Origin of the sequence: Achromobacter sp. DH1f (assembly GCF_000633435.1) — a bacterium.
Taxonomy (GTDB): Bacteria; Pseudomonadota; Gammaproteobacteria; order Burkholderiales; family Burkholderiaceae_B; genus Achromobacter; species Achromobacter deleyi.
Window position 1 is genome coordinate 1 of record NZ_AYMF01000055.1, and the last position, 1,650, is coordinate 1,650.

Here is a 1,650-nt window from a genome sequence, read left to right on the forward strand (position 1 = left end):
CACGCCCAGCCGCTGCGCGATTTCGGTGGTGGTGGCGGCCTGGAAGCCCGCTTCGGAAAACACCTGCCGCGCCACCCGCAGGATGTCCCGGATCCGTTGTTCGGACTTGGCGCTGGCCGGCAGGCGGCGCATCGGGACGGGAGCGGTTTTTTCCATGAGTGCGGCGGCGGGGCTGGGGGCCTGTGCAGTGGTCGACGGCCCCTATCATAACGACACGAACACAAGAATAACGACACGGAGACGAAATCATCATGCTGTCCAGAACCGACACCTACGCGCAATTGGCGGACACCTTCCAGTGGCGCATTCCCGTGGCCTACAACATCGGCGTGGACGCCTGCGACAAGTGGGCCGACGGCAGCGGCCGCCTGGCGCTCATCCATGAAAAGAACGACGGCACGCAGACCCGCTACAGCTTTGATCAGATCAAGGCGCGCTCGAACCAGCTGGCCAATGCGCTGCGGCGCCAGGGCGTGCGCCGCGGCGACCGCGTGGCCGTGTACCTGCCGCAGGCGCCCGAGACCGCGGTGACGCACATCGGCGTCTACAAGCTGGGCGCCGTGGCGGTGCCGCTGTTCACGCTGTTCGGCGTGGACGCCATCCAGTACCGGCTGGCCGACAGCGGCGCCACGGCGCTGGTGACCGACGCCGAAGGCTGCCGCCGCCTGGCCGAGATCCGCGCCAGCCTGCCGGACCTGAAAGTGGTCTATTGCATCGACGGCGCGGGCGAGGGCGGGGCGCTGGCGTTCCATGCCGCGCTGGACGCTGAATCGGACGAGTTCGACCCCGTGGATACCGCGGCCGACGACCCCGCCGTCATCATCTACACGTCGGGCACCACCGGTAAACCCAAAGGCGCGCTGCATGCGCACCGTGTGCTGCTGGGTCACCTGCCGGCTGTGGAGATGTCGCACGAATTCTTCCCCGAGCACGCCGCGCTGATGTGGACCCCGGCCGACTGGGCCTGGATCGGCGGCCTGCTGGACGTGCTGCTGCCGGCCTGGCACCACGGCGTGCCGGTGCTGGCGCGACGCTTCGAGAAATTCGATGGCGCGGCGGCCTTCGACCTGATGGCGCGCCATGGGGTCACGCATACCTTCCTGCCGCCGACCGCCCTGAAGATGATGCGCGGCATGGCCCAGCCGCCCGCGCCCGGCGCGCTGGCGCTGCGCTCGGTGGCCAGCGGCGGCGAATCGCTGGGCGCCGAACTGATCGACTGGGGCCGGCGCGTGCTGGGCGTGACCATCAACGAGTTCTATGGCCAGACCGAATGCAACATGCTGGTGTCGTCGTGCTCGTCGCTGTTCGACCCGTGCATCGGCGCCATCGGCCGCGCGGCGCCCGGCCATCGGGTCGCCATCGTGGATGACCAGGGCGTCGAAATGGCCGATGGCCAGGAAGGCAACATCGGCGTATTGCGGCCCGACCCGGTGATGTTCCTGGGCTACTGGAACAACTCCCAGGCCACCGCCGAGAAGTTCGCCGGGGATTATCTCCTGACCGGCGACCAGGGCGTGCGCGATGCGGACGGATTCATCCGCTTTGTCGGCCGCAACGACGACGTGATCACCAGCGCGGGCTACCGCATCGGGCCGGGGCCCATCGAAGACTGCCTGCTCGGCCACGCGGCGGTGCGCATGGCGGCGGTGG

2 protein-coding genes are annotated in these 1,650 nt (G+C 68.8%); one reads left to right on the forward strand and one right to left on the reverse strand.

The annotated features are described in order from the left end of the window. Window positions 1–156 (reverse strand): TetR family transcriptional regulator (locus U858_RS0132595; protein WP_115597066.1); only part of this gene is annotated, 156 nt, incomplete at its 3' end. A 95-nt stretch (window positions 157–251) separates the two neighbouring features. On the opposite strand from U858_RS0132595, the gene U858_RS0132600 reads away from it, so the two are divergent. Then, window positions 252–1,650 (forward strand): AMP-binding protein (locus U858_RS0132600; protein WP_025141285.1); only part of this gene is annotated, 1,399 nt, incomplete at its 3' end.